This window comes from Streptomyces sp. HD (genome assembly GCF_028369295.1).
GTDB lineage: Bacteria > Actinomycetota > Actinomycetes > Streptomycetales > Streptomycetaceae > Streptomyces.
In genome coordinates, this window is the sequence record NZ_JAQMYP010000029.1 from 110,393 (window position 1) to 127,361 (window position 16,969).

Annotated in this window: 20 protein-coding genes; 9 read left to right on the top strand and 11 right to left on the bottom strand. The window is 70.3% G+C overall.

From position 1 onward, the window contains the following. Nucleotides 1-9 precede the first annotated feature (9 nt). Entirely contained in the window at nt 10-2,385 is a 2,376-nt protein-coding gene (locus POF73_RS26915) for a tetratricopeptide repeat protein (RefSeq protein ID WP_272120415.1), read from the bottom strand. A gap of 229 nt (nt 2,386-2,614) precedes the next feature. Here POF73_RS26915 and POF73_RS26920 point away from each other — a divergent pair, with 229 nt between their 5' ends. After that, nucleotides 2,615-2,935, top strand: a complete 321-nt coding sequence (locus tag POF73_RS26920; protein WP_272120417.1) for a hypothetical protein — start codon at nt 2,615-2,617, stop codon at nt 2,933-2,935. A gap of 57 nt (nt 2,936-2,992) precedes the next feature. Here the strand turns inward: POF73_RS26920 and POF73_RS26925 are convergent, their stop codons facing one another. Further along, nucleotides 2,993-3,136: a hypothetical protein gene (locus POF73_RS26925; protein WP_272120419.1), complete on the bottom strand. Its 144-nt coding sequence runs from the start codon at nt 3,134-3,136 to the stop codon at nt 2,993-2,995. A 172-nt stretch (nt 3,137-3,308) separates the two neighbouring features. Between POF73_RS26925 and POF73_RS26930 the strand changes: the two genes are divergently transcribed. Next, nucleotides 3,309-4,121, top strand: coding sequence for a carboxypeptidase regulatory-like domain-containing protein (locus POF73_RS26930; RefSeq protein WP_272120421.1), 813 nt, complete (start codon nt 3,309-3,311; stop codon nt 4,119-4,121). 26 nt (nt 4,122-4,147) lie between these two features. Here POF73_RS26930 and POF73_RS26935 read toward each other — a convergent pair whose 3' ends face one another. Further along, nucleotides 4,148-4,354 (bottom strand): DUF397 domain-containing protein, encoded by a 207-nt coding sequence (locus POF73_RS26935; RefSeq protein ID WP_272120424.1) that lies wholly within the window; start codon nt 4,352-4,354, stop codon nt 4,148-4,150. A gap of 8 nt (nt 4,355-4,362) precedes the next feature. Next, nucleotides 4,363-5,214 (bottom strand): helix-turn-helix domain-containing protein, encoded by an 852-nt coding sequence (locus tag POF73_RS26940; protein ID WP_272120426.1) that lies wholly within the window; start codon nt 5,212-5,214, stop codon nt 4,363-4,365. A gap of 222 nt (nt 5,215-5,436) precedes the next feature. Between POF73_RS26940 and POF73_RS26945 the strand changes: the two genes are divergently transcribed. Next, a complete protein-coding gene (locus POF73_RS26945) occupies nt 5,437-5,862 on the top strand; it encodes an ATP-binding protein (RefSeq protein ID WP_272120428.1) in 426 nt (141 codons plus the stop codon). A 245-nt stretch (nt 5,863-6,107) separates the two neighbouring features. After that, nucleotides 6,108-6,458 carry a hypothetical protein gene (locus POF73_RS46305; RefSeq protein WP_443049655.1) on the top strand — a complete coding sequence of 117 codons (351 nt, stop codon included), beginning with the start codon at nt 6,108-6,110 and terminating at the stop codon, nt 6,456-6,458. 24 nt (nt 6,459-6,482) lie between these two features. Here POF73_RS46305 and POF73_RS26955 read toward each other — a convergent pair whose 3' ends face one another. Continuing rightward, on the bottom strand, nt 6,483-7,217 hold the full coding sequence (locus POF73_RS26955) for a helix-turn-helix domain-containing protein (RefSeq protein ID WP_272120465.1): 735 nt from the start codon (nt 7,215-7,217) through the stop codon (nt 6,483-6,485). A gap of 233 nt (nt 7,218-7,450) precedes the next feature. On the opposite strand from POF73_RS26955, the gene POF73_RS26960 reads away from it, so the two are divergent. Together POF73_RS26960 and POF73_RS26965 are read left to right on the top strand one after the other, a co-directional pair. Further along, entirely contained in the window at nt 7,451-8,119 is a 669-nt protein-coding gene (locus tag POF73_RS26960) for a DUF4097 family beta strand repeat-containing protein (RefSeq protein WP_272120429.1), read from the top strand. Between the two features lie 215 nt (nt 8,120-8,334). Next, a complete protein-coding gene (locus POF73_RS26965; protein WP_272120431.1) occupies nt 8,335-9,075 on the top strand; it encodes a class I SAM-dependent methyltransferase in 741 nt (246 codons plus the stop codon). Nucleotides 9,076-9,342: 267 nt separating this feature from the next. Here the strand turns inward: POF73_RS26965 and POF73_RS26970 are convergent, their stop codons facing one another. Further along, on the bottom strand, nt 9,343-9,804 hold the full coding sequence (locus POF73_RS26970; protein ID WP_272120434.1) for an FxLYD domain-containing protein: 462 nt from the start codon (nt 9,802-9,804) through the stop codon (nt 9,343-9,345). A 160-nt stretch (nt 9,805-9,964) separates the two neighbouring features. Here POF73_RS26970 and POF73_RS26975 point away from each other — a divergent pair, with 160 nt between their 5' ends. Next, nucleotides 9,965-10,555 (top strand): DUF7144 family membrane protein, encoded by a 591-nt coding sequence (locus POF73_RS26975; protein ID WP_334313626.1) that lies wholly within the window; start codon nt 9,965-9,967, stop codon nt 10,553-10,555. Nucleotides 10,556-10,597: 42 nt separating this feature from the next. Here POF73_RS26975 and POF73_RS26980 read toward each other — a convergent pair whose 3' ends face one another. Both POF73_RS26980 and POF73_RS26985 read right to left on the bottom strand, forming a co-directional pair. Beyond that, a complete protein-coding gene (locus tag POF73_RS26980; RefSeq protein ID WP_272120436.1) occupies nt 10,598-10,966 on the bottom strand; it encodes a DUF6479 family protein in 369 nt (122 codons plus the stop codon). A 78-nt stretch (nt 10,967-11,044) separates the two neighbouring features. Further along, nucleotides 11,045-11,494 carry a VOC family protein gene (locus tag POF73_RS26985; RefSeq protein ID WP_272120438.1) on the bottom strand — a complete coding sequence of 150 codons (450 nt, stop codon included), beginning with the start codon at nt 11,492-11,494 and terminating at the stop codon, nt 11,045-11,047. Nucleotides 11,495-11,675: 181 nt separating this feature from the next. Here POF73_RS26985 and POF73_RS26990 point away from each other — a divergent pair, with 181 nt between their 5' ends. Next, the gene (locus tag POF73_RS26990) at nt 11,676-12,467 is read left to right on the top strand and encodes an alpha/beta fold hydrolase (protein ID WP_272120440.1); all 792 of its coding nucleotides are present in this window, start codon (nt 11,676-11,678) and stop codon (nt 12,465-12,467) included. A 130-nt stretch (nt 12,468-12,597) separates the two neighbouring features. On the opposite strand, the gene POF73_RS26995 is transcribed toward POF73_RS26990, so the two are convergent. After that, entirely contained in the window at nt 12,598-13,401 is an 804-nt protein-coding gene (locus POF73_RS26995; protein ID WP_272120442.1) for a class I SAM-dependent methyltransferase, read from the bottom strand. 176 nt (nt 13,402-13,577) lie between these two features. On the opposite strand from POF73_RS26995, the gene POF73_RS27000 reads away from it, so the two are divergent. Beyond that, nucleotides 13,578-15,575 (top strand): right-handed parallel beta-helix repeat-containing protein, encoded by a 1,998-nt coding sequence (locus POF73_RS27000; protein WP_272120444.1) that lies wholly within the window; start codon nt 13,578-13,580, stop codon nt 15,573-15,575. A gap of 69 nt (nt 15,576-15,644) precedes the next feature. On the opposite strand, the gene POF73_RS27005 is transcribed toward POF73_RS27000, so the two are convergent. Both POF73_RS27005 and POF73_RS27010 read right to left on the bottom strand, forming a co-directional pair. Next, nucleotides 15,645-16,289 (bottom strand): DUF305 domain-containing protein, encoded by a 645-nt coding sequence (locus tag POF73_RS27005; protein WP_272120446.1) that lies wholly within the window; start codon nt 16,287-16,289, stop codon nt 15,645-15,647. Between the two features lie 113 nt (nt 16,290-16,402). Next, nucleotides 16,403-16,825, bottom strand: coding sequence for a DUF6153 family protein (locus tag POF73_RS27010; RefSeq protein ID WP_272120448.1), 423 nt, complete (start codon nt 16,823-16,825; stop codon nt 16,403-16,405). Nucleotides 16,826-16,969 lie beyond the last annotated feature (144 nt).

Sequence of the window (16,969 nt, forward strand, 5' to 3'; positions counted from 1 at the left end):
CGCACGGGGTCATGGACGGCCTTTTGATTCGCCCAAGCTTCCTTCAGGACTTCCTTCGGGGCTTCCTTCGGGGCTGAGCCCGGACAGCAGCTCCTGGAAGAGGTCCGGATGGTGCGCCAGGGGGGCCGCGAGGCGCTCCGTCAGGGGGTGTTCCGGGCCGAAGGTCTCCAGACTGGTCTTGAGGGCGACCACGGCGATGGCGACCTCTTCCCTGTGCCTCCCCAGCGTGCAGAGGATGTGGGCGAGGTTGTGGAAGTTCCTGAGGGTGGTGGGGTGGTCCGCCCCCAGGGCTTGCGCGCTGATCTCCGCGGACCGCTCCGCGATCGGAAGCGCCTCGTCGTCACGGCCCGTCCGGCAGTAGGTGGTCGCCAGGTTGCTCAGCACGACGGAGAGGAGGGGGTGATCTCCGCCGAGGGATTCCTCGCACTGGTCCAGCAGTTCGAGATTGACCCGCTCGGCGTCCTCGTACTGCTCAAGAGAGAGGTAGACGGTCGCGAGGTTGTTGAGGTTCGTCAGGTTGGTGGGGTGGGCGGCCGGCATCGTGTCCCGGCTGATGTCCAGGGCTTTGCGGGCCAGTTCCAGGGCCTCGTCGTAGCGGCCGAGCGTCTGCATGGTGCGGCCCAGGTTGCTCATGGACACCGAGGTCAGCGGGTGGTGCCCGTGCAGGCGCTCGGCGATCTCCACGGACTTCTGATCGAGCGGGAGCGCGTCCTCGTGACGCCCGAGGCCCCGATAGACGGCGGCGAGATTGTTGGTGGTGGACTGAATGTGCTCAAGGAACTCCCCGTCGTCGAGCGCTCCGCTCAGGGCGAGACCCCGCTCGCCTGCCTCGCACGCCTCCGGATAGTTCCCGAGACTGCAGTGGATCATCGTCAGGATGTTCAGCGCCATGATCATGCCGGGAGGCACATGGTCCGGGGTCAGCAACCTCTCTCCGGCCTTCAGCAGCATCTCCCCGTAGGGGAGCGCGCGGGCGTCGAACCCCTGCGACAGGAGGTAGGAGCACGTGACCATCATCAGATCCCGCAAGAGGAGCTGGTCGTCGTCCGAGGCGTGTGAGAGGAGCGCCTCGATGTGCGGCAGCAGAGTGCGCCAGCGGGGCCAGTCCTTCGGGTCCTTGGCGTCCAGCGCGTGCACCGCGTGCTGGAGCGCATGCCCGGCGACGGCGATGTCCGCGACGATCTCCGCGTCGATGGGACGGACCTTCCTGCGCCGCCACGGCAGCCGGCTGCGACTGAGCGCCAGCTGCGCCGCTGTCGAGAAGACGCGCCTCCTGCACGTCTCCTGACTGAGGGAACCGCGGACGACCGACTGAAGGAGCCGGTGGATGGAGACGCCGGCCGGGGTGAGGGTGATGAGGCTGTAGCTGTTGAGGAGGGACAGCGACCGGTCGAGGTCGGGCAGATCACCGAGGGCATGGGCCAGGGCGTCACCGAGGGCGTCCCGGGGGATGTCGTCGGGCGCGAAATGGGCGAGGACCCGCAGCAGTCGCACGGCGGCCGGGTCGCGTCGGTCGATGTCCTGGAGCGTGTGATGCCAGATGCGGGCGACGGTCCGCTCAGGGTCGCCGCCCTCGGGGACGGCGGTGTGCAGACGTTCCGGATCGCTGCTCAGCCGCCGCAGGTAATCGGCCAACGTGCTCCGCGTCTGCACGACGTACGCCCCGACCTGCTGGAGGGCGAGGGGAAGGTGCCCGATCTCGGTCGCGAGCCGGGCGGCGGCCGCCCGTTCACCGGAGTCGTCGTCCCCACACCCCGTGATCCCGGTCAGCACGGCGACCGACTCCTCCTCGCCGAGCACCTCCAGGCGCAGTCGGGTGCCGGGTGGTTCGACGCCGAGGTCGCGGCGGGTGGTGACGACGAGATGGCCGGCCATGGAGTCGAGCAGCAGAGGGCGTACATGGCCCAGGTCCTCCACGTTGTCCAGGACCAGGAGCCAGCCGGCGTGGACGCTCAGCCAGGCGATGGCCCACTCGGCGGCGTCCTCGCTCGTGGCGGTGGTGCGCAGCGCCCGGTTGAGACGGAAGGTGAGGGCGGCCAGTCCGGCGGTGAGGTTGCCGGGTGTGTCGGCGGTGATCCACCACGTCAGGGCGTACCGGTCGCGGTTGCGGTGCACATAGTGCTGGACGAGCGTGCTCTTGCCGACGCCGGCGAGCCCGCAGACCGTCTGCACGTGCAGGCTCCGGGCGTCCGGCGGCTCCACGGCGAGCTGCGCGAGGGCGCCCTCACGGCCGACGAAGAGCCGCGGGTCGCTCCAGGGCACGTTGCTCTCCCCGCCGGGTTCCACCTCCGCCGGGGAGGGCACGGGCTGGGGCCAATTGTGGACATGCCGCTCGATGTGGGCCCCGTCCCCCGAGCTGGCTATCTCGATCGACTGGGCTGCCACGGACCGTGGTCCGGAGGCGACTGTGCGAGGGCGGCTCTGCTCGGCGGTCATCGACGTTCAGTGTGCCGCAGCGGCGGTCTCCCGGAGGCACGGTCGGGGCAAGGGAGTGGGCACGGGACGCCCGTTGTGATCTGGATGGGTGCATCCCGGGCCGGGAGCAGACCCGGACGGCCGGAGAACGGCGTGGCGAACCGGGCCGCGCGGTGCCGCTCCCCAAGGATTCGAATACATGGCACGCACCTTCGACGAACTGGTCGCCATGCAGCGGGCGGCGGACCAGGCGCACACCCGGGTGGAGGAACTACGGGACCGCTACGGCCCGCCTGCCCACACTCCGTGGACCGAGCTCCAGACCGACACCTACGAAACCGCCTGGCGGGCCTGGCGCGACCTCGCCCGCGATGTCCACACGGCGGTGACGGAGTACGCGAAGGAGCAGGGGAGCGCGCGGAACGAGGCCGAGGCGGACGTGAAGAGGGCGGCGCGGCACGGGGAGGGGGAGAGCGACGAGGCGGACGGGTCGGAGGGGCCGGACGGGGCCGACGTATGACATCAAGTCGGCCGAGTACGCCGCCCCCACCGTGCAGTCCCGTTCATCCCATCCGCGCTAGAGGACGCGGAATCCGATGAGTGGGATGTTCCACTCGTTCCTCTCGATGTTGCCGTGGCCGTCCTGAGCCGTGGCCGGTACCGCGTACAGCATCAGTCCGGTGACGGCGGCGGCCAGGACGGCGAGGGCACGACGCTTCACGGTTCCTCCTCGACGACGACAGTCCCGACCACCCTGCGCCGCACCGACGCCCCCGCCCTCCCGGACACGCCACGTCTGCCCCGTACGGCCGAACAGCGCGCGCATCGGCGGACGCGGGCCGTGAGAATCGCAGGTAGGGGGCCGCCGACGTGTGTGAGGAGCTCCGCCGACGATGAGCTGGTGCCGGAAGACATCGATACGTGGATTGCTCGCCGTGGTGGCCGTGATGGCCATGTGGGGGATCTCGGGGTTCTCCGGGTCTTCGGGAGTGGCTTACGGCAGTGAGGGCACGGGTGGCCATGGTGGCCCCGGCGGCCCTGCCGGAAGCGACCTGTGGGCTGCGGCGACCATCGAGCCCGGGCGGGAGGGCATCGTCGAGGTCGGCGGGTACGAAGGGGCGCCGCTGGGCGAGGGCTCCGTACTGACGCTGACGGCGCCGGCGAAGGCGCGGGTGACGGGGACGCCGTTCGCCGCTCTCGGGTACCGGGGAACGGTGGCCCTGGGCGGGAGCAACGGCACGTACACCTTCGAGGGAGCGTCCGCCTCGGCGGCGGCGGAGCGGGAGGCGGTGTGGAAGGGCCGCACCTTCCCCTTCGTCCTGTCGGTCCCCCCGGACGCCGAACCGGGCACCCGTCTTCCCGACTGCGCCCTGGTCCTGAAGGACGCGAACGGCACGGTACGGCAGCGCGGCACCTGCACCGTGACGGTCGGGCTGCCCGAGCCGACCCTGGACGGCCCCCAGTCCGGCGTACCGCTGAGCGCGTCGCCGCAGATGTCGGGCACGGCCTACCCGGGTGCCCAGGTCACGGTGCGCGACGCTCTGGAGGAGGAGGTCTGCTCGACCACCACCGCACCCGACGGCACCTGGTCCTGCACCCCGGTCCACACCCTCCCACCCGGCCCGGGCCGCCTCCAGGCGACGGCGACCTTGAACGGCGTCAGCGCGACGAGCGAGCAGATCCATATCACCGTGGCGGGTCGGTAGCCGCAGTTGTGAGAGGCCGTGGGTGGTTACCGGCGGGGGTGGAGGGTGCCGGTGCGGATGGCTTGGAGGAGGTGGGTGAGGGGGGTGCGGGTGGTGGTGAGAGTGGTGGCGGGGTCGTCGGATTCGCGGAGGTGGAGGGTGGTGGGGGTGGCGGCGACAGCCACTTCGACGCAGGTGTCGCCATCGCCTCCTCCGGAGAATGAGGACTTCTGCCAGTGCAGGGCCTCGGTCATGTGACGCCTCACAGCTCCTTCGCCAACCGGTGGATGAAATCCCGCGACGCTGTGGGTTCCAGCGATGCTGCTTCTACCTTACGGAACAGTGTTCGAAGCCGTTCCAGCTGAGCCTCGGCGTCGATGAATGCGACGCCGGTGGGAGCATCCAGGAGCCCGGTGTCCAGCCGGGATACGGGACCACCCGTGTACATCATCGAGATCCCGGCACCGCCGAAGCCATCCTGATCGATGGGAACGACGCGCACAGTGGCGTTTCCCTGCTCGATCTGGTCCAGGATTTGCTGGAGTTGAGCGCGGGAAACGGGACGGTCGGCCACGCGGACGCGAAGCGCGAGCTCGTGGATGATCGTCTCGTATCGGGTTGGGGCGTCTCCTTCGATGACGGCACGCCGCCTCATCCGGTGTTCCACCCGAGGCTCCACGTCGCTCTCGGGTAGGCCGGGGTGTGTGTACGTGTAGACCGCTCGGGCGTAGTCAGCGGTCTGCAACAACCCGGGAACGTACGTGACCACGACCTCGCGGAGGAACGTTGCGTGATGCTCGACCTCGGCCGTGTCCATGAATACCGGCGAGAGCACTCCGCGGTACTCCTCCCACCAACCGCGGGTCCGGTCGGTCGCCATCGTCGCGAGTGCCTCGATCAACGCCTCGTCTGTGCAGGCGTAGTAGGCAGCCAGACGGCGAACGCGCTCTGCGCTGACGGCCGCGATACCCAGCTCTACATGACTCATCTGGCCGGAAGTCGAGTTCAGGAACGCCGCCGCCTCCCGGGCCTTCAAACCCGCAGCCTCTCGAAGCCTGCGTAGCTCGGTTCCCAGGCGCACCTGTCGCGCAGTGGGATTACTCCTCGGCGGCATACATCCTCCCGCTCCCAACACCCTTGTGACAGCGCCACTTTCGGGTGTCAAGTTACGACAACAGCTTGTGGCGGCACTAATTAGTGCCATGCCGTCGGTGATGCGACGCACACGCTGCGGAACCCCGGGACCCCGGAAGCGCACCACTCCGTCCTGCCGCGACGGCTGCGGCACTGCCACCGGCCCTCACATCAACTCCCCACTGTCTGCCAGGAGTTACGCATGCTCGAAACCGGAGTCACCGAGCCCGCCGAGCCGTGGGAGTACTCCCTCACCATCCCCCACGACCCCAGAGCCGTCACGATCTGTCGCCGTACCCTCCGCCTGATCCTGACCATGCACGGCCTGATCCGTCTCGCCGACACCGCAGAACTCGTCGCCACGGAGCTGATGGCGAACGCCGTACTCCACACGAAGGGCCCCGCCACCCTCCGAGTCCGCTGGCAGGCCGGCGTCCTGCGGATCGGCGCCTGGGACGCGGACCCTCAACCACCCGAGCCACCAGGGGAGTTGGCAAGCCTCACCGACTCGGAAGACGGCCGCGGCCTCGCCCTCGTACGGGCCTGCGCCGACCTCTGGGGCTGGCAACCGCTGGCCAGGAACGGCAGTCGGGGCAAGTACGTGTGGTGTGACCTCGTCGCGGCGTAGCGCGTTGATCGCTTTATGCGGAAAGGAGGTCTGCTGGTCAGCTCGTCGCACGAGGGTCTGCATCAGCTCTGCCAGAAGGATCCGGCGGGTTTCACGCGCACCCTTCAACGTGTGTTGCACATTCCGATTCCCGAACCGCGCGAGTTCGCGGTCCTCAACGCGGACCTGACGGAGATCGAACCCGTCGAACGGCGCGTGGACACGCTGTTACAGGCCGAGACGGACGAGGGGACGTACCTGCAGCTTTGGCGACCACCGGCACCGCGGGGATGCTCGCGCAGTTCGTTGAATCATGCCTGGTCAATGACCGGGCGAGGCAGATCTGGAAGGAGCTGATGATGCCGGTGAACTACTTCTTCCGGCACGAGGTCGCCGAGAAGGTCCGTGCGGAGGGTCGAGAAGAGGGCATTGAGGAGGAGCGTGCCTCGATGGTCCTGCGGATTCTCGACTGGCGCGGCATCCCGGTCCCGGACTCCGCCCGTGACCGTGTGAAGGCCTGCTCCGACCTGGGTCAGCTCGAAGTCTGGGCTCAGCGAGCGGTCCAGGCGACGGATGCCGAGGATCTGTTCCGCGACGGGACTTGGACGGCGTCCTAGGAGGTGCGCCCTCCCCGTACCAGCTCACCCACCGTCCTCTGAGGTCGTTTCGGCGTTCGTGAAGAGCACCTCGCGGGCCTGCTCCGCGGCGCGGATCATGCTCTCGCCGACGAAGTCCACGAAGCGGGCGATGTTTTCGAGGCGGACGGCGGCCGGCGTCCCGGGGCCGAGGATGTCGACGCCCTGCCGTGCGGTCTCGGCAAGATGGGCCTGGGACCGGGCAGCGGTGATCATCCCCTGGTACCAGAGCTCGTTGTCGACCACGTAGCGGTCGCGGCGGCGTTCGTCGCGTTCCCGGCGGATGAGGTCCATGCCTTCGAGGAACGTGACCGCCTTGGAGATGGACGCCGGGCTGACCTGGAGGCGCTGGGCGAGTTCGGACGCGGTGAGGCTGCCCGCGTCGGTGGTGTAGAGGCAGGCCAGCACCCGGGCCGTCATCTTCGGCAGGCCCTGTTGCATGAACAGGGTGGTGAAGGTCTCCGTGTACTCGCGTACGGCCTCGGCGTCGCGTCCGTCGGCCCGTGCGGGCGCCTGCGGTCCCCGGGGCGTGGCCTGCCTGCGCCGGTGGGCGCGGCGTTCGGTGGCGCGGTGGGCCAGGTCGGCGCGGTAGGCGGTCGGGCCGCCGTTGCGCATCACCTCACGCGTGATCGTCGAGGTCGGGCGGTCGAGACGCCTGGCGATCTCCGCGTAGGCGAGCCCATCGGCCACCCCCAGCGCGATCTGCTGGCGTTCCTGCTGGGTGAGCCTGCCTCCCGGCATCGCGTTCTCCCTCTCGTACTTCTTCACGCTTGATGCCTTCAGCATAGCCTTCACCTTCGATTCATTGCAACGGATGGTGGGAGTGTTGTTGCGTTAGAATCGAGACCATTGCAACACTTTAATGCATCTCACCTGCGATTACTGAGTTCATGCGCAACGACTATGTTGTCGAATCGTCGAACGCAACGTAGCTTTTCCATCGTCAGAAACGACGACGAGCTCAGGAGAGCACGATGCAGAAGTTCGACACCCCCGCCCCGATCGCCGCCGTCCTCGACATCCCCGCGGGGCGCATCCAGTTCATCGCCGCCGACCGGGCCGACACCACCGTCGAGGTCCTGCCCGCGGACGCCGCCAAGGGCCGCGACATGAAGGCGGCGGAGCAGATCGAGGTCACCTACGGCGACGGCGTACTGCGGATCGAGGCGCCGGAGCCGAAGAACCGGATCCTCGGACACACCGGATCCGTCGAGGTGACCGTCCAGTTGCCGGCCGGCTCCCGTATCGAGGCGAAGTCGGACGCCGCCGAACTCCGCGGCGTCGGACGGCTCGGCGACGTCACCTTCGAGGGCGGGTACCGCTCGGTCAAGCTCGACGAGGCCGCAAGCGCCCGCCTCTCCGCCCACGACGGCAACGTCTCGGTCGGCCGCCTCACCGGCCCGGCGGAGATCAGCACCCAGCAGGGCGACATCCAGGTCACCGAGGCGGTGCGCGGCACCGTGACGCTGCGCACCGAGAAGGGCGACATCTCGCTCGTCGCCGCCCGCGGGGTCTCCGCCTCCCTGGACGCCGGCACCGGCTACGGCCGGATCCAGAACGCGCTCAGGAACACCGACGGCACCCCCGACCTGACCGTCCACGCGACCACCGGCTACGGCGACATCACCGCCCGCAGCCTGTAGCCGCCCACGGCCTTCGTCATGACCTCATGACCACGCGGGCCACCTCCCGCACCCGTCCCGCCCGAGGGCGGCGTACACCGACACCGCGTCGGAGTGCGCCGCCCTGTTCGTGTGCGGCGCTGGATTATCCAGCGAGGACGGCAGCCGTTCGGCGATGCCCGGGCAGTGCCCTAATCGTGTTGACCGCCCTCGGCGGGCAGTGCTGGAGTCGGCACGTGGACAGCATCCCCGCCAACCGGCGGCTCTGGAACCGGATCAGCAGCGCCTACCAGCACGAGCACGACCCGCAGATCGGCGCCGCACCCCGGCTGTGGGGCATGTACTCCATCCCCGACGCGCACCTGCACGCCCTGGGCGACGTCACCGGCAAGCGCGTCCTCGAACTCGGCTGCGGAGCCGGCCAGTGGTCCAGGGCGCTCGCCGCCGAGGGCGCCACCGTGGTCGGGCTCGACCTGTCCGAAGCCCAACTCGCCGCGGCGGCCCGCGCGATGGGAGCGGCCCGCTACCCGCTGGTGCAAGGCGCCGCCGAACAACTCCCCTTCGCCGCCGACAGCTTCGACCTGGTGTTCTGCGACTTCGGCGGGCTCAGCTGGGCGCCCCCGCACCTGGCCGTCCCGGAGGCCGCACGCGTCCTGGGCCGAGGCGGGCGCCTGGTGTTCAACGTCGCCAGCCCATGGTTCGAAGCCTGCTACGACGAAGCCGCCAGCCGCGTGACCACGACGTTGCAGCAGGACTACTTCGGACTGAACACCATCGCCGAGGGCGACGGCGCGACCAGCTATCAGCTCACCTACGGCGACTGGGTCAAGGTCCTGCGCGGCGCGGGTCTCATCATCGACGACCTCATCGAGCCGCGGCCCGGACTCGGAACCCCCAACGGCTACAACGAAACCGACCCACCCGACTGGGCACACCGCTGGCCGGCGGAACTGCTCTGGGTGACCCACAAACCGTAAGTTCCGCCGCGCCGAGTCGTGAAGGCCCCCCTCGCCGGGCAGGCCCTAGGGGGTGTTTTGAAAGTCCCGCACAGCACCCACGGCGCCCGGCACGCTCCCCCACTGCCTTAAGGGCGTGGGAGGTGCCCCCACTCGCCGCACCGGCCAAAGGCCCAAGTAGCTCCGCTACGAGGGCCTTCGTCCGGCACGCCGAGGGCACCCACCGGCTGTGACACCAGCCGCTGCCGCGGCGGGCGCGGGCACCGCACGGGACTTTCACAACACCCCCTAGTGGCGCACCGCCCGCGCCACCTCCGCCCGTACCTCTCCGCTCAGGTCGCGTGTGCTGCGGGCCGTGGCGTTCGCGGTCTTGTTCGCCGCGACGTCCGACACGGTCACCACCGCCGCGTCGAGGAGATTGCCGTCCTCGTCCTCGAAGTTGACCTGGACGGCGAAGGACTTCGTCGAGTCGGTCGTGTTCTCGGCCGTGACCTCCACCGTCGTACGGCCGTCGGAGTCGGTCTTGGTGTCGCCCAGTCGTACGTCGTCCTTGGCGTCGATGCCGCCCTTGATCTCGTCCAGCTGGCGGCCGGCCTCCGCCGTCGCCGAGGCGTAGGCCGACGCCGCCTTGCTCGCCACCGAGGAGGGGGTGTCGTCGTCCGAGCAGGAGGTCAGAGGGGTGACCAGGGCCAGGGTGGCGGCCGTCAGGAGGACGGTGGTGCTGCTCCGCCGTGTACGGGGACCGGGCATGAGGGCTCCAAGGGGTGGTTCCGGTCTCTTCAGTGAAGGGCGGTGCGCCCGTCACCGCACTCCGGGCGTCACCCGATCGGCCCTTCCCCCGTGGTGACCGTCCCCGGTCGAACCCATCGTCGTACCGACCGCAGAACCGGAGAAGTGGGGTACGGCAGTCATGAGCCAGCAGCAGTCGGCGTCTCCGTCGCCATCGCAGTCGCACGCGACCGATGCGGCCCACGCCGGTCCCGTCCCCGCTGGACGGCAACCCGTCCCCTCCACGGCCGGTTGGGTCACCGGCGGGCTCGTCTTCGCCGGTGTGTTGATGCTGGTGAACGGGCTGCTGGCCGTCCTCCAGGGCATCTCCGCGATCGCCGAGGACGACGTGTACGGGCGGGTCGGCGACTACGTCTTCGAGATGAGCCTCACCGGCTGGGGCTGGACCCTGCTCGTCCTCGGCGTCGTCGTGGCCGCCGTCGGCTTCGGCATCCTCAAGGGGGCCTGGTGGGCGCGGATCACCGGGATCTTCGTGGCGGCGATGAGCATGGTGCTGCACTTCCTGTTCCTGCCGTACGCGCCGGTGTGGTCGGTGATCATGGTCGGAGTCGACTTCTTCGTCGTCCTGGCCCTAGCCACGGGACTGGACATGTCCGCGGCACGAGGCACTTCACCTGGCACTTCCACTTCGATCGGCGCTTCAACCGGCACCGCAACTCGCACGTCGCCCGGCACTTCGACGCGCGGTGACGCCTCAGCGGCAGGCCGCTGAGGCGCTCCGCTCGTCCGCCCGAGCCGCTGCTCGGGCCCCGGCTCAGCCGTGACCCAGGCCGCCGCCGCCGAAGGCGCCGCTCTTGCCGGGGAGCCAGCGCCTGCGGTGCTGGTCCTCGCTGCGCCTGCTGCCCGCGTGGTGCAGCTCGTGCGGCAGGAGCCGTTCCTTGCCGTGTGCGTGCGGCACCTCGTCCGGTTCCCTGATCTCCCGGAGCTCGTGGACCGGGCCGGTGTCAGGAAGGTGCGGCTGCTCGTCGGCCGTGGGCCGGGGCAGCTCGCGATCACGGACCCGCATGCCGAACTGCACGGCCCAGACCAGTGCGCCGGCGATGAACAGGCCACCCACAAAGGCGGCGATCACGTTGAGTACTTCGCTCGACGTGGCCGCTAGTACAAACGTCGCCGTACTCATGCCCCAATTATCACCGAAACGGACGAAGAAGCTCCCGGGCGGGAGCGGGGATGTGCACGGCCGCTTGTTTTCGCGGGTCTACGCGCGTTCGTCGAGTTCCGCCAGCTCCGTGAACAGTGTCAGCTGCAGCGCGCCGGGTGCTTCCAGGCGTGAGTTCAGGGAGTTCCAGGGGGTGCGGGTCGGCTCCGCGATGACCTCGGCCCCGGCGGATGCCAGCCTCGCCGTCGTGGCCGTGGAGTCGTCCACCTGGAAGGCGACCCGGATGTGGCCCGCCACCCGTCGGCCGACCTCTACCTCGTCGATGAACTCGGCGTGGTTCGGGTCCGTCAGCTCCAGCGTGGCCCTGCCCGCTTCGAGGATGGTGACCCGGCCGTCCGGGGAGGAGAACGCCGCGCGCTCGGGGAGGCCCAGCTCGTCCCGGTAGAAGCGCAGGGCTTCGTCGTAATCGGCCGCGGTGACCACCAGGCGGAGTTCGTGCACGCGTGCGTGGGGTCGTGCGGGGGGTTCGGCCCGTCCTGCCTCGGACATGTGCGGCTCCTTCTCGGTTCGCTTCACTCATCGGCGGTCGTCTGTCATGAACCCGGCCACGCGGACCGGGATTCCCGGACCGGGATCCCGGCCACTGACGTGTCGTGCCGCGTTGCCGGGCGGGTGAGCGGCGGCGGAGACTGGCTGCGAGCGTTGGCGGAGCGAGAGGCCGGAGTCGTCAGTGGGCGAATACGTGGAGCTGCCAGGGGTGCGGACGTGGTACGACGCCGAGGGCGACGGTGATCCCCTGCTCCTGCTGCACGGCGGGTTCTGCACCAACGAGACCTGGCAGGCACAGCGCGGGGACCTCGCCGCGAGATACCGTGTGCTGCTCCCCGAGCGCCGTGCGCACGGCCGTACGCCCGATGTCGCGGGGCCGTTGTCCTACCAGGACATGGCCGACGACACCGTCGCCTTCATCGAAAGGGTCGTCGGCGGGCCCGCCCATCTCGTCGGGTGGAGCGACGGCGGGATCGTCGCCCTGCTGGTCGCCCTCGCCCGGCCCGACCTGGTCCGCAAGGTCGTCGCCATGGGGGCCAACTTCCGTCCGAGCCCGGAGTGCCTGGCGAATCCGGCGATGTTCACGGAGATGGATCCCGACAGCCCCGGCCTGGCGCCCTTCCGAGAGGTCTACGCGGCCGTGTCGCCCGACGGCGGGGACCACTGGCCGGTTGTCGTGGGCAAGATGGCGGAGATGATCACCACGCAGCCGGATCTCACCACCGACGACCTGGCCCGTATCGACGCGCCCACGCTCGTCCTCGTCGGTGACGACGACCTGATGACGCTGGAGCACACCATCGCCCTGTACCGCGCGATCCCCGGCTCCGAACTGGCCGTCGTCCCCGGCACCTCGCACGCGCTGCCACTGGAGAAGCCCGCCCAGGTCAACCGGATCGTCCTCGACTTCCTGGACAACGAGCCGATTCCGACGATGCTGCCGGTCCGGCGGCGGCCGGAGAAGCGGACATGAGCGGCGGCGCTCCGTAGCCCCCCTGGACCAGCCCCCCTGGACCAGCCCTCCTGGACCAGCCCCCTGGACCAGCCCCCTGGACCAGCCCTCCTGGACCAGCCCTCCTGGACGGACTCTCCCGGAAAGGCCCTCAGGCCTTGATTCCGCGCACCCCCCATGCCCGTGCCGTGAGCCGGATCGAACCGTCCGGTGCGGTGGGGACCCTCGTGCGCAGGGTGTCGCGGAGACGGTCGCGGTCGGGCGGGGTGAGGGAGGCGACGTAGCCGGGGGCGGGGCCCTGGCCGGACAGGAAGGGGGCCCACAGGTCGGCGAAGTCGGTGAAGTGGGTCGGTACGTCGATCGGGGTCGTCGACACGGCGGTGAGTCCGGCGTCCGTCCACAGGCTGTGGAGAGGTTCCGGGCGGCACCGCGGGAAGCGGTGGCCCTCGTCCAACGCTGCTGCGGCCGGGTCCGTCGCGGTGGCCGCGGCCCAGAAGTGGCGCAGAAGGCCCATGCCGGCGCCGTAGTCCCACACGTACGCGGCGACGAGGCCGCCCGGACGGACGGCGCGGCTCAACTCCCGTACAGCCAGGGCGGGTTCGGGGAGGAAGTTGAGGGTCAGTGCGCTCACGGCCACGTCGAAGGCGCCGTCCCGCACGGGCAGTGCCAGGGCGTCCGCCACGACGAAGCGCGGCGAGTCCGGAGCCGGGGCGCGGGCGGCGGCCGCGCTCACGAACTCCTCCGAACGGTCGCACCCCACCACGCCCCTCGGACCGCACCGCTCCGTCACCGCCGACGACAGCGCACCCGTGCCGCACCCCACGTCCAGCCAGCGCAGACCGTCCGCGCGGTCGAGCCACGCGAGGAACTCGCGCGCGACGATCCGGCTCCACCGGCCCATGTACCGCTCGTAGGCCGCTCCCGACGTCCACCTGTCGACCCGTTGTTCCGCCATGCCCTCAACGATCCTCCATCCCTCGCCCCGTCCCTCCGTCTTAGGCCGGACTCACCGGCACACATCGGCATCCGCAGCCGCTACCAAAGACGCACAGTGAGCGACGATCGGCCGACGCGCCCGGTGCCGCCCCCGCCCGACCATGGACACGTCCGGCGAACGGGAGGAGCGGGAACATGGCGGACCTGCGGGTCGGGGCGGTCGTATCGGCGCTGATAGTGGCAGTGTCCGGTGGGACCTGGGCAGCCGCTCCCCCGGCGTCGGCGCACGGCGGGCGGCCCGCCGCACAGCAGCTGTACGTGGCGCCCTGGGGGAGTGACGGGTGGCCGGGCACCTTCGAACGGCCGTTCGCCACGCCGGGTCGTGCACAGCAGGCCGTGCGGGCCAGGACGGGGGCCATGACCTCGGACATCGTGGTGAACCTGCGGGGCGGGACGTATCGGCTGAGCGCTCCGTTGCGGATGTCGGAGGCGGGCGGGGACTCGGGGCGCGGCGGGCATCAGGTGGTCTACCAGGCGTACGGCCATGGCACCGCGCTGCAGGAGCCGGTCACCCTCAGCGGTGGCCGGGAGATCCGGGGGTGGCGGCCCGATCCGCAGCGGCGGGGGGTGTGGCGGGCGGACGTCGGGGCGCTCGACACACGGCAGCTGTACGTCGGGGAGAGGCGGGCCGCGCGGGCGAGTCAGGGCGACGGCATCCCCGGCAGGCTGAAGGTGACGTCCGGCGGCCTGACCACCACCAGTGCCGTGCCCCGTGGCTGGCGTATGCCCGAGGACATCGAGCTGCGGTTCCGGTTCGACTACGTCGAGGGCCGGTGCGGTGTCGCGGGTGTCTCGCGGGGGCCGGGCGACCTGACGACGATCAGGATGGACCAGCCGTGCTGGCGGATGGCCCGTGATCTGTACGGGGCGGAGCTGCTGGCCATGCCGTCCGACGTCGAGAACTCGCCGAGCTTCCTTGAGAAGCCGGGGAGTTGGTACCTGGACCGTTCCCGGCCGGGGCGGCATCAGCTGCTGTACCGGCCGAGGGCGGGGGAGGACATGGGGCGGGCGCAGGTGACGGCGCCGGTGCTGGAGACGCTGGTCAGCGGTGCGGGCAGCCCCGGTCGGCCGGTGCACGACATCGCCTTCAAGGGGCTGACGTTCGCGCATGCCGGGTGGCTGGCGCCCAGCGAGCCCGCCGGGTTCGCCGCCGCCTGGAGCATGTATCTGCGGCCGGGGAAGGGGAAGGGGAAGAGGCAGGGGCAGGGGCAGGCGGACGGGGATGGGACGCGGCTGCTCACCGTGCCTGGGAACGTCGCCTTCCGTACCGCCGAGCGCATCACCTTCCGGGGCAACCGGTTCGTCCATCTCGGCGCGCAGGGACTGGAGTTCTCCGAGAACAGCTCGCACAACACGGTCGACGGCAACGTCTTCACCGACATCTCCGACGGCGGTGTCGTACTCGGCGTGCTGCCGCCGGACACCAAGGGCAGCAATCGGGGCAACCACATCACCAACAACTGGATCCACCACATCGCGGCGGACCACCACGCGGCCTCCGGCATCTGGGACACCGGCGGCCGTGAGACGACCATCGCGCACAACCAGGTCGACCACGTGCCCTACACCGGCATCCTCTCCGGCCCCAGCGACGACCTGCGCGGCCTGATGCGCGGCAACCGCATCGTCGGCAACCGGGTCTTCGCCACCAACCGGCTGCTGGCCGACGGCGGCGGCATCTATCTGCGTGGCGAGCAGGGCACCTCGCACAAGGACGGCGCGGTCGTCAGCGGCAACGCGGTGACGGGCAGTGCGTACGGCGAGTGGAACGTCGGCATCTACACCGACGACAGCAGCAACTGGATCACCGTGCGGGACAACGCCGTCCACGGTTACCGCGCCTCGATCGGCGGGTGCAGCGAGGAGTGGGGCGACCGGCCCGTCCGGAACATCCGCTACCGCGGCAACTTCTGGGACGACGCCGTACCCGACTGGCTGCCCCGCCGGGACTACCCCGGAGGCTGGCCGCCCGCCCCGGACTGCGGCGACCCGCACGACCTGGAGTTCAAGGACAACACCCGGCTCACCCCGACCGACCCCGCCGCGGCCTGCGCGGCCCGCCCGGCCTGCGCCGCGATCGTGGACCGGGCAGGGCCGGAGCCGTCGTACCGGCGGGGGCTGGGCCTGAGGTGACGGAGGCGGCGGTGCCATGAAAGAGGCGGCGGTCCCATGCCGGAGCGTGGGGCCGCCGCCCATGGCGGGTCAGCCGCCGTTCTTGCCGAGGAGCTTGTTCATCTCCTTGATCTCGGCGGTCTGGGCGGTGATGACGGCGTCGGCCAGCTTCGTCGCCGGGCCGTACTCGCCCTTGGCCTTCTCGGTGGTGGCCATCTCCACCGCGCCCTCGTGGTGGACGACCATCATGGTCAGGAACATGGTGTCGAAGGCCTTGCCGGACGCCTTCATCAACTCGTCCATCTCCTTCTGGTCCATCATCCCGGCCATGCCGGAGCTGCCGGAGCCGTGACCGCCGGAGTGGTCCATGCCGGGCATCGCCGACGGCACGTCCTCACCCCAGGTCTTCAGCCACCCGGACATCGTCCTGATCTCCGGGTCCTGCGCCTTGCGGATGCGTTCGGCGAGGTCCTTGACCTGCGCGGAGGAGGCGCGGTCGGCGGCCATCTCCGCCATCTGCAACGCCTGCTGGTGGTGCGGGATCATGCCCTGCGCGAACGAGACGTCCTGGTCGTTGTGGGCACCCGCGGTGGCCTCGGCGCTCGCCGACGGCGAAGCCTGCGCGTCGGAGGAAGCGTCCGAGCTGTCGGCGCCGCACGCGGCGAGGACGAGGGCGGCGGCGGTGGCCGTCGCGGCCAGGGCGGCACGACGGACGAGGGTACGTGTGCTGGTCATGCTGAGAACTCCTGCGAAGTACGTGGGTTGCCTCGCCCTTCGCGGGCGCGGCACGGGCATGGCTGAGTGCCGTACGCCCCGGCATCGATGGAGGGGGACGGCTCGGCCTTGTCCTAGGTCCGCAGGATCTGCAGTTCGGCCAGTGAGGGAGGCGCGCGTCCGCCCTCGGGCGCGGCGGCCACGGAACGGCCGTCGAGGTCGCCGGAGACGGCACCGCCGGCCGGGTCGGGCAGCAGGGCCGGCAGTGCGGGCCCCGCGCCGACGGCGCCGGAGGCACAGGTCGGGTCGGCGTGCTGTGCGTGCCCGCCGCCCGTGGTGCCGCCGTGGCAGACGGATTCGTCGGTCGTGGCAGGCATGTGCGCGGCGGTCATGGTGCGCGCGTGAGGGTGGTGGGCGGAGGCCGCCGTGACCGTGTTGCCGGGGCCGAGCCCGTGCATCGCGAACAGTCCGGCGAGCAGCCCGAGCAGCAGAAGCACGCGCCACGGCCCCCGCATCGGGAGCCGCAGCGCACGGTGGTGCTGTGCACGGGCGGTCACGCCCTCATGGTACGGATGCCGCCCGTGACCGGTTCACCCGGTCACGGGGAGCGCGAAAAAGATGCGTGGCAGGAAGGGGCGCCGACCGAGCCGTCCGGACGAGCGCTCAGAAGTTGGAGATCACGCTCATCAGGACCTCCCTGA

What these genes read in the sequence shown, in the direction of transcription:
- POF73_RS26920 (WP_272120417.1), top strand. Translation starts at nt 2,615, where the DNA reads ATGGCACGCACCTTCGACGAACTGGTCGCCATGCAGCGGGCGGCGGAC.
- POF73_RS26930 (WP_272120421.1), top strand. Translation starts at nt 3,309, where the DNA reads ATGAGCTGGTGCCGGAAGACATCGATACGTGGATTGCTCGCCGTGGTG.
- POF73_RS26935 (WP_272120424.1), bottom strand. Translation starts at nt 4,354, where the DNA reads ATGACCGAGGCCCTGCACTGGCAGAAGTCCTCATTCTCCGGAGGAGGC.
- POF73_RS26940 (WP_272120426.1), bottom strand. Translation starts at nt 5,214, where the DNA reads ATGCCGCCGAGGAGTAATCCCACTGCGCGACAGGTGCGCCTGGGAACC.
- POF73_RS26945 (WP_272120428.1), top strand. Translation starts at nt 5,437, where the DNA reads ATGCTCGAAACCGGAGTCACCGAGCCCGCCGAGCCGTGGGAGTACTCC.
- POF73_RS26955 (WP_272120465.1), bottom strand. Translation starts at nt 7,217, where the DNA reads ATGCCGGGAGGCAGGCTCACCCAGCAGGAACGCCAGCAGATCGCGCTG.
- POF73_RS26960 (WP_272120429.1), top strand. Translation starts at nt 7,451, where the DNA reads ATGCAGAAGTTCGACACCCCCGCCCCGATCGCCGCCGTCCTCGACATC.
- POF73_RS26970 (WP_272120434.1), bottom strand. Translation starts at nt 9,804, where the DNA reads ATGCCCGGTCCCCGTACACGGCGGAGCAGCACCACCGTCCTCCTGACG.
- POF73_RS26975 (WP_334313626.1), top strand. Translation starts at nt 9,965, where the DNA reads ATGAGCCAGCAGCAGTCGGCGTCTCCGTCGCCATCGCAGTCGCACGCG.
- POF73_RS26980 (WP_272120436.1), bottom strand. Translation starts at nt 10,966, where the DNA reads ATGAGTACGGCGACGTTTGTACTAGCGGCCACGTCGAGCGAAGTACTC.
- POF73_RS26985 (WP_272120438.1), bottom strand. Translation starts at nt 11,494, where the DNA reads ATGTCCGAGGCAGGACGGGCCGAACCCCCCGCACGACCCCACGCACGC.
- POF73_RS26995 (WP_272120442.1), bottom strand. Translation starts at nt 13,401, where the DNA reads ATGGCGGAACAACGGGTCGACAGGTGGACGTCGGGAGCGGCCTACGAG.
- POF73_RS27000 (WP_272120444.1), top strand. Translation starts at nt 13,578, where the DNA reads ATGGCGGACCTGCGGGTCGGGGCGGTCGTATCGGCGCTGATAGTGGCA.
- POF73_RS27005 (WP_272120446.1), bottom strand. Translation starts at nt 16,289, where the DNA reads ATGACCAGCACACGTACCCTCGTCCGTCGTGCCGCCCTGGCCGCGACG.